Below are 8,052 nucleotides of genomic sequence, written 5' to 3'. Positions count from 1 at the left end.
AGGCTGCACTGAAACTTTCAACCCAACAGGGCGCCAGCCTCTAGGCTCCGCTGGTCCGAAGAATGCCGGCAGGTCAGGTGGCGCGGTCATGAAGCTGCGACCTGCCGGTGGCGATGCGGCCGAGGATTCGGACGTGTACGAACCGACAAAGCGGTCGAAGTGGCGCGCAGTCTCCTCGAGCGCGACGCTGCTCCAGCTGCTCATTTCCGCAAAGCCGATCGTCGAGATCGCTCGCGAGTACGGCGTTTCTGACGTCGCCGTTCACAAGCCCTGCGATCGACTCGGGATCGAGAAGCCGGGCCGTGGTCACTGGCTTGCGCAGGACCGCCGGAGGGCCGCCTGACTGATCGGCCGAGCGCATTCGATTCGCTCAGCCTCGCGTCGAGCTCGGGGCTGAAAATGCGAGGACAAGTGATGGTTCCGGCCCCCATTCCTACTGCGGCGCTTTGTATGTCCACCTAGGGGCACTGGGAGAAGCCTTGGCGGTCATCCGTCCGCGTAAAATTAACCAACATGATTCCGCTATCCGCCCCGCACGATTTCTACGACACGCTGCCGGAGCGGGTGCGATCGGCCATCGATGCGGCAAGCCGCTACCAGGACCTGTCCAAGGGCAGCATGGTCACGCGGCAGGGTGAGCCCAGCGATCAGATCCATCAGATCGTCAGCGGCGAGGTCAAGGTGTCGTCGACCGGCCGGGACGGCCGCGAAACGGTCATCGCGCTGATCCGCAGCGGCGGCTGGGTGTCGCTCTCCGAGATCTTCTCGGGGCTCCCCGGCAACGCCGATGTCACTGCGCTGACGCCGGTCCGGATTCGATCCGTCAGCCGCAGCGCGCTGCTCGGGCTGATGCGGCTACATCCGGAAATCGCAGAAGAGCTGCTGCGGGTGCTCAGCCAGCGGTTCAGCATCCTCTATCACTTCAGCGTCGACCGTAGCGTGCTGTCGCTGAAGGAGCGGATCGTGAAGACGCTCTACATGCAGGCGTTCTCGCATGGCGCGCAGCGGGGCGACGTGATGATCGGCCTGTCCCAGGAGGAACTGGGCAAGCACCTTGCGACCAGCCGTCAGGCGCTCAACCGCGTGCTCAAGGAACTGGAACGCGAGGGTCTGATCGAAGCGGCCTATGGCGGCATCCGCCTGCTGAGCCTGGAGGCCATTCGAGCGCAGTACGCCGATCTGGTCGACGTCGATCAGCCGGTGGCGGTGTACCGCGACTGATCGCGCGTGTCGGCGCGAGATTGTCGCGCCGTTGACAGTGTTCGAGTGCAGCGGTGGCTAAGGTGCGGATTCCGCCCGCCGAGCCCCGTCATGATCAAGCCCGAAGACATCGAGTACCACGTCCCCGCCGACATCGACTACCGCTACGGCGAGACCAACTACTTTGTTGCCTACATCCCGGAAGAGCGCCTCTGCGCGACCTTCTACACGCTGACCCGCAAGAGCGTGGGCGTGTGCCTGGTCGATGTCGCGATCCACGGCTGCCTGTCCGACAACCGCGCCGAGATGCTGTATCTGGACACCCAGCAGCAGCTACCGGCACCGGCACGGCTGTCGCACTTCGAAACGCCGAACGGCCTGCGCGTGCGCGCCCATGACCTGCGTCATTACCAGCTGGACTACGTCGGCTTCGACGACACTGAGGCGCACCTGAGCTTCGAGGGCCTGACCGAGCCGTTCGACATCCACGACCCGAACCACAGCCCGAAGGCCACCCCGCACGACGCGGCGCAGCGCCATGAAGGCTCGGGCCTCGGCGCGGCCTACGGCCATCACTTCGACCTGACCTGTCGCGTCAGCGGCACGCTCAAGCTGCGCGGCAAGACCTATGCGGTGAACTGCATCTCGACGATGGATCACAGCTGGGGACCGCGCTGCGAGGTGGGCCTGAAATCCATGGGCTGGATGAACGCCCATTTCGGCGAGGACTACGCGCTGCACTGGATCAACGGCCTGGACCTGTCCCGCCCGGCGGGCCAGCAGGAAGCGCTGGCGCATGGCTACGTGGTCGAGAACGGCCGGTTCTTCGGCCTCACCGATCTGCGCATGTCCAGCAACCGGCTTGGCGCGGTGAATGTCGCGATCGACATCGTCGCCACTGACGTGCGCGGCAAGCAGCACACGTTGTACGGCACGCCGATGGTCGGTGCGCCGTGGTCCTGCTACACCGGCGTGATGCTGCAGGTGGCGATGAGCCGCTGGATCACCTCGGAAGGCCGAATCGGCTACGGCCTGAACATGGAGAACTATCCGCTCGATATGGTCTCCCGGCTGCGCGGCCGGCGCTGGAACGAAGCACCCGGCCGCATCGGCACCTGAGCGAGGCGACGAAGACATGAAGGTCCTGATTGTCTACGCCCATTCGCAGCCGGCTTCGTTCAACGGCGCGCTGCTGCGCACTGCCGTGCAGACCCTGGAGCAGGAAGGTCACGCGGTACGCGTGTCCGACCTGTACGCGATGGGCTTCAACCCGGTGGCCTCGGATGCCGACTTCAAGGAGCGCCGCTTCGAAGGTCACCTGCAGTACGACCGCGAACAGAAGCACGCGCTCGCGCAGCGCAGCTTCAGCGACGACATCGCCGCCGAGATCGAGAAGGTTCAGTGGTGCAACCTGCTGATCCTGCAGTTCCCGCTGTGGTGGTACTCGGTGCCGGCGATCATGAAAGGCTGGTTCGACCGCGTGTTCGTCAACGGCCTGATGTATGGCCAGTTCGGCCGCTTCGACAAGGGCGGCATGCGCGGCAAGCGCGCGATGGTATCGACCACCACCGGCTGCTTCCCCGGCATGGCCGCGGAAGGCGGCGTCATGGGGCATCTCGACGCGATGCTCTGGCACCTGCAGTACGGAACCCTCGCCTATGTCGGCTTCGACGTGCTGGAGCCTTTCGTCACCTGGTCGGTCCGTTATGAGGACGATGCGCAGCGCGGGCGGTATCTGGAAGCGCTGGCCGAGCGCTTGCGCAGCCTCGATGCCATCCCGCTCAAACCCATGCACGCGACCGAGGAATTCGGCGCGGACTGGAAGCTCAAGCCCGGCATCGCACCGCGCACATTCGGACATGGTCCCGGGCCGAAAGCGCCAGGACTGCAACCCGAATGATCAGGAGGCGCGACCGATCGTTGATCAGCTCGCGCCGCGCGGCTGAATCTCGATAAAGAACCAATAACGACCAAGGGGAGCGACGACGACATGGGCACCGAATACCTCGGCATCGAGCCGCGACCACTAGACGCAGTGATGCCGGCGCTGGCCCAGGACATCGTCACCGGCGTGACCGCCACGCTGGTCGCCATCCTGTACGCGGTGGCCTTGTGGCGCGCGCTGTCGTCGACGCGCGACGACCGCAGCCTGATCCTGCTCGTCGCGGCGTCGGTCACCATCCTGATGGAGCCGTTCGCCTGCTTCATGGTCAAGGCGCATCACCCGGCGGTGGGCGCCTACGTGCTGCTCAGCGGCCTGGATGTCACGGTGCCCTGGCAATTGCTGTTCTTCTACATCCTCTACTTCGCGCCGACCGGTGCGTACCTGATGTGGCGCGCATCCAGGGGCGTGTCAGCGGCCGGTTACTGGGCCGATTTCATTGGCATCTTTCTGGTGCTGTGGGGTGCCGAAGCGCTGTCGATCCACTTCGGCGTCTGGTTCTTCTTCGACTACAACCCCTTCGTCGTCGCCGGGCTGCCGCTGTGGGTGGCGCTCACCAACATCTCGGCGGTCTACGCCTATGCCTGCGCCAGCTCGTACTGCCTGTTCCACCTGAAGGGCAGTGCGCGCTGGTTCGCCGTGATCGCAGCACCGTTCTGTGCCATCGCAGCGTACGGACCGGTCAGCCTCCCGGCCGCAGTCGCGCTCTATCGCGACGGTGCTGGCTACGACCAGACCGCACCGGCCGCCGCCCTCAGCGTGCTGGTGGGGCTTGCTTTCATCTTCGGCGCCCGTCACCTGCTGCTGCTCAGCGCCGGCAAGCTTCCAACGTCCACCGCGCGGTAACGCGCTCGCTCCTCAAGGGTGCCCATCATGTCCAGCACTGCCACCTCGCTCAGTATCGAAAACGGCATCGCCCGCCTGCGCTTCACCGATCCGGAGAAGGGCAATCCGATTAACCGGCGTTTGTGCGACGAACTGTGCGATCAGGCCATCGCGCTGTCCTGCGATGCCAGCGTACGGGTCGTGCTGGTGACCGCGGAGGGGAAGAACTTCGGATTCGGCGGCGACATCGCGCACTTCGTCGCGCAGGGCGATGCGCTGCCGTCCGAAATCAAGCGCATGACCGCGACTATCCACAGCGCCATCGCCCGGCTGCAACGCATGGACGCGCCGATGGTGGTGGCGGTGCAGGGCGTCTGCGCGGGTGGCTCGGCTGCCTTCGCAGCGGGCTGCGACATCGTGATCAGCGCCGACACCGCGCGCTGGGTCGCCGCCTATACCGGCATCGGGTACAGCACCGATGCCAGTGCCACGGTGATGTTCTCGCGGCGCATGGGCCTGGCGCGGGCGCGCAACTTCCTGCTGCGCAACCAGACCCTCGATGCGCAAGCGGCGCTGGCCGCCGGCCTCGTCGATGAAGTCGTGCCAGCGGATCGCCTGACCGAGCACGCCGAACAGATTGCGCAGCAACTGGCGATCGGCCCGACCAAGGCTTATGGCGAAGTCCGTCGCCTGCTGCTGACCGTGCAGAACCAGCCGCTGGAGACGCAGCTCGAACTCGAAGCGCAGGCGCTGGCACGGGTGGCTGCCACCGAGGATGCGCGCGAAGGCCTGCAGGCCTTCAGCCAGAAGCGCAAGCCGCGCTTCAGCGGGCGCTGAGTCGCCGGTGTCGACCCTGCCGCCAGGCCAGGTCGAACGCGCCAGCTTTCCGCGCTTCGGCCTCGGCAAGTTCGCGCGCCGGTTTCCGGCCACCCCCGAAACCATCGCCGTTCGCATCGCCGGTGATGTCGAGACGGATGTCCGCCTCGACGCGGCGCGACTGGGTACCGTGCCGCGCGCCACGCAGCGTAGCGACTTTCACTGCGTCACGACCTGGTCGGTGCGCGATCAGGCCTGGAGCGGCTGGCGCTTCGCCGATGTGTACGAACGGCTCATCGCGCCCGTTGCACGACCACACGCCGACGCCCGCTTCGTGGTGTTCCGCGGCGAGGACGGCTATTGCACGATCCTGTTGCTGGAGGACCTGCTGCGCCCTGATGTCCTGTTGGCCGATCGGCTCAACGATCAGCCGCTGGGCATCGAGCACGGCGCCCCGCTGCGGCTGGTCGCGCCGGCGCACTACGGTTACAAGAACGTCAAGCATCTGGTCGCCATCGAGTTCTGGCGTGACCGGCGCGCGTACCGCTTTCCCTTCCCGTATCCAGCACTGATGGACCATCCGCGAGCGCGCGTGGCGTTCGAGGAGCGCGGGCGGTGGATTCCCGGCGCGATCCTGCGCCGCCTTTATCGCCTGATCATTCCGTTCACGGTCTGGAATTTCTCGCGCGCACTGGCGGCGCACCGAACCCGAACGATTCGCGACGCGAAGATCTGAGCGTCGTCGCGCTGCAGCTTGATCGTCAGGCCGATTGGACTGCATGACGATTTGCATGTTGCTGCCGACCGAAAGTTGACCAGCCGTGCCGATTGAAAATTGATCAGGGCTGGAAGCCGAGGGCGGTAGCCCTCGGGGCTTTTGGATTGTAGGTTCTGATCGTCTGATGGGTCTGCTCAGATCAGCGCGGCGGCTTCCTCCCGGGTCTTGTCCTGTTTGCGGGCCTTGATCCGTGAGCGGGCTTTTCGCTGCTGTGCCGGAATCGGTAGGACTCGTTGCCGGTCTCGACGATATGGCAGTGGTGGGTCAGCCGGTCGAGGAGTGCCGTGGTCATCTTGGCGTCGATGAAGACGCTGGCCCATTCGGCAAAGACGAGGTTCGTGGTGATGACGACGCTGGTGTGCTCGTACAGCTTCGACAGCAGATGGAAGAGCAGCGCGCCGCCGCTTTGGGCAAACGGCAGGTAGCCCAGCTCGTCGAGGATCACCAGATCGAGGTGCATCAGCTGGTGCGCCAGGCGGCCAGCTTTGCCGGCGGCCTTCTCCTGTTCCAGCGCGTTGACCAGATCCACCGCCGAGAAGAAGCGCACCCGCTTGCCATGCCGGGTGATCGCCTCGACACCGAGTGCGGTGGCCAGATGGGTCTTGCCGGTGCCGGTCCCGCCGATCAGCACGATGTTCTCGGCGCGCTCGGTGAATTCGGTGGTGGCAAAGGTCGTGACCTGCCGCCGATCGACTTTCGACTGGTCGAAATCGAAACCGGCCAGATCGCGATGGATCGGGAAGCGCGCCGAGTGCATCTGGTAGCGGATCGAGCGCAGCCCGCGATCGACGGTCTCGGCCTGGATCAGATGCTGGATCAAGCCCTCGTAGGTCGTCAGCCCGGCGGTCGTGCCTTGTTCCAGCCATTCGGCATAACAGCCCGCCATGCCGTACAGCCGCAGCGCCTTCAGTGCGGCAATCGGATCAGCCATGGCTCACCTCCGTCAGGTCCCGGAGCGTGTCGTAGCGCTGGGTATCGGCGGCAGGCGGCATCTTCACGATGAGGCTGGTTTCGACGGTCTCCGGCGGTGGTCCATCCTTCAGGCGTGCCAGCACGTTAAGGACATGCTCGGCACTCGGTCGCCCCGTCTCCAGCACCAGATCCACGGCGACCAGGACGGCTTCCAGACCATGGTCCGGCACCGCTGCCAGCACTTGCGCCATCACCCGGTCGCCGCCCTCTCGTCGCAGCAGGGCGCGTCGCAGTCGCTGCAAGGACTCCGGCAGTTCGGCGAAGGGCGCACCGTTGCGCAAAGCGCCGGGCTTGCGCTCGATCAACGGCAGGTAGTGCTGCCAGTCGTAGATGACGTGATCCCGATCCAGCGCCCGCGGATGCTCGGCAACCACGCTCTGGTCGGCGACGATGACGATGCGCTCCGGATACAGCCGGACGCTGACGCGGTGGCCGGCGAGTGCGCAGGGCACCGAGTAGCGATTGCGGGAGATTCGGATCAGGCTGGTGCTCGACACCCGGACCGGCATCAAGTGCGGCTGCTCGTGCTCCCAGGCCTCCCGGATGCTCATCCCGGGATACTCGGGGTGCGGGGCATTGCGCGCATCCACGCACTGGGTGGCCAGCCAGACATTCAGCTCGGCGAAGCTGCCGAAGCGCTGCTCGGAGGCTGACTGCCAGATCCGGCGCCGGGCGTCCTGCACGCCTTTCTCAACCCGGCCTTTCTCCCAGCCGGAGGCGACATTGCAGAAATCGGCATCGAACAGGTAATGCGCCGTCATCGCCGCAAAGCGTGCATTGACGACCCGCGCCTTGCCGCGACCCGGCACCCGGTCGACGGCCGTCTTCATGTTGTCGTAGATCCCGCGCCGGGTGACACCGCCCAATCCCGTCAGGCAGCGCGTATGGGCATCGAACAGCATCTCGTGACTCTGGCTGGGATACGCCACCAGCCAGAAGGCCCGCGAGGCGCAGAGCTTCATGTGGGCCAGCTGGATCTTTCGCCAGATGCCGCCGACCAGCAGGTGCTCCTCGCTCCAGTCGAACTGGAAGGCCTCGCCCCAGCCGAAGCTCAGCGGTACGTAAGCGGCACGGGCAGTCACCGCACCGGCTTCCCGTTTCCAGTCCCGGATGAAATCGGTGACCCGGCTATAGCCGCCGTCGTAGCCCTGATCGCGAATCTGCTGGAACAGCTTGAGACCCGTCCGACGCTCGCTGCGCGGTCGGTGGGAATCGGCTTCCAAGACTTGCCGAAGCCAGTCGGCCACGCCGTCAATCTTTCGAGCCACCGCCTCGCGCTGGTAGCTCATCTCGCTGCGGACCGGCTCGCGTAGCCAGGTCTTCACCGTGTTTCTCGACAGGCTCGTCCGCCGCGCAATCTCGCTGATCGACAGGCCGTCCCGGTGCCGCATCCTTCTCACTTTCGCGTACATCGCCATGGTGTGCACCTCGTCTCCTGCAGGCTGAACCGCCCCGTCTTTCTCGGAGGCTTCAAACCTTGAGAGGATGAAGCCATGAACAAGTTGACGCGTTACGCACC

At 65.4% G+C, this 8,052-nt stretch carries 7 protein-coding genes and 2 pseudogenes; 7 read left to right on the top strand and 2 right to left on the bottom strand.

The window, feature by feature from the left end:
• The 7 genes and pseudogenes from ACTIGJ_RS19525 to ACTIGJ_RS19495 all read left to right on the top strand — a co-directional run.
• Positions 1-343, top strand: a pseudogene (locus ACTIGJ_RS19525) (hypothetical protein); the annotation flags it as partial.
• Between the two features lie 170 nt (positions 344-513).
• On the top strand, positions 514-1,221 hold the full coding sequence (locus tag ACTIGJ_RS19520) for a Crp/Fnr family transcriptional regulator (RefSeq protein WP_439641986.1): 708 nt from the start codon (positions 514-516) through the stop codon (positions 1,219-1,221).
• Positions 1,222-1,311: 90 nt separating this feature from the next.
• Positions 1,312-2,319 carry a DUF7065 domain-containing protein gene (locus tag ACTIGJ_RS19515; protein ID WP_439641985.1) on the top strand — a complete coding sequence of 336 codons (1,008 nt, stop codon included), beginning with the start codon at positions 1,312-1,314 and terminating at the stop codon, positions 2,317-2,319.
• 16 nt (positions 2,320-2,335) lie between these two features.
• On the top strand, positions 2,336-3,100 hold the full coding sequence (locus ACTIGJ_RS19510; protein WP_439641984.1) for an NAD(P)H-dependent oxidoreductase: 765 nt from the start codon (positions 2,336-2,338) through the stop codon (positions 3,098-3,100).
• Positions 3,101-3,190: 90 nt separating this feature from the next.
• Complete coding sequence (locus ACTIGJ_RS19505) at positions 3,191-3,988, top strand: hypothetical protein (protein ID WP_439641983.1); 798 nt, start codon at positions 3,191-3,193, stop codon at positions 3,986-3,988.
• 27 nt (positions 3,989-4,015) lie between these two features.
• Entirely contained in the window at positions 4,016-4,804 is a 789-nt protein-coding gene (locus tag ACTIGJ_RS19500; protein WP_439641982.1) for an enoyl-CoA hydratase/isomerase family protein, read from the top strand.
• Positions 4,805-4,811: 7 nt separating this feature from the next.
• On the top strand, positions 4,812-5,519 hold the full coding sequence (locus tag ACTIGJ_RS19495; RefSeq protein ID WP_439641981.1) for a molybdopterin-dependent oxidoreductase: 708 nt from the start codon (positions 4,812-4,814) through the stop codon (positions 5,517-5,519).
• A gap of 176 nt (positions 5,520-5,695) precedes the next feature.
• Here the strand turns inward: ACTIGJ_RS19495 and istB are convergent.
• Positions 5,696-6,492 (bottom strand): annotated as a pseudogene (gene istB, locus ACTIGJ_RS19490) (IS21-like element helper ATPase IstB).
• Entirely contained in the window at positions 6,485-7,951 is a 1,467-nt protein-coding gene (gene istA / locus ACTIGJ_RS19485; RefSeq protein ID WP_439641987.1) for an IS21 family transposase, read from the bottom strand. The pseudogene istB and the gene istA overlap by 8 nt, the downstream one beginning before the upstream one ends.
• Positions 7,952-8,052 lie beyond the last annotated feature (101 nt).

This window comes from Nevskia sp. (assembly GCF_051860985.1).
GTDB lineage: Bacteria > Pseudomonadota > Gammaproteobacteria > Nevskiales > Nevskiaceae > Nevskia.
This window is presented reverse-complemented; position numbering and strand designations above follow the sequence as displayed.

Bases quoted from the DNA above. Each gene is read 5' to 3' on its own strand.
- ACTIGJ_RS19520 (WP_439641986.1), top strand. From the start codon at position 514: ATGATTCCGCTATCCGCCCCGCACGATTTCTACGACACGCTGCCGGAG.
- ACTIGJ_RS19515 (WP_439641985.1), top strand. From the start codon at position 1,312: ATGATCAAGCCCGAAGACATCGAGTACCACGTCCCCGCCGACATCGAC.
- ACTIGJ_RS19510 (WP_439641984.1), top strand. From the start codon at position 2,336: ATGAAGGTCCTGATTGTCTACGCCCATTCGCAGCCGGCTTCGTTCAAC.
- ACTIGJ_RS19505 (WP_439641983.1), top strand. From the start codon at position 3,191: ATGGGCACCGAATACCTCGGCATCGAGCCGCGACCACTAGACGCAGTG.
- ACTIGJ_RS19500 (WP_439641982.1), top strand. From the start codon at position 4,016: ATGTCCAGCACTGCCACCTCGCTCAGTATCGAAAACGGCATCGCCCGC.
- istA (WP_439641987.1), bottom strand. From the start codon at position 7,951: ATGGCGATGTACGCGAAAGTGAGAAGGATGCGGCACCGGGACGGCCTG.